Raw genomic sequence first — 265 nt, 5'->3', positions numbered from 1 at the left:
GTTTTATTGCGCAGCAAGCGACGAGTCACTCTCAAGAGATCGGTTTTCTCGCTGGGGTGGTGAGCCATGAGTTGGGCAAGGGTCATATTTGTACTCAGCTTATACAGCAGTATACGGTAGGCCCTGAACAAACGGCGGATCTTGCTCAGTTACTTGGGTTGTATGGTGAAACTGCCCTGCAATTGAATCAAAAGTTATTAGGTACTGATTGGGTGTCGGTACTTCAATCGTCAAACCTAGTAGGTTCAACCAATGACTGTGTTAA

General features: G+C 46.0%; 1 pseudogene. It reads left to right on the top strand.

Annotation, left to right across the window (positions count from 1 at the left end):
• Window positions 1–265, top strand: a pseudogene (locus AB4512_RS23335) (exodeoxyribonuclease V subunit alpha); the annotation flags it as partial.

The sequence above is a fragment of the Vibrio sp. 10N.222.52.B7 genome, assembly GCF_041474275.1.
In the GTDB taxonomy this organism is placed as follows: Bacteria; Pseudomonadota; Gammaproteobacteria; order Enterobacterales; family Vibrionaceae; genus Vibrio; species Vibrio crassostreae_C.
The sequence above is the reverse complement of the archived record's forward strand: the minus strand, read 5'-3'. Positions and strand labels throughout refer to the sequence as shown.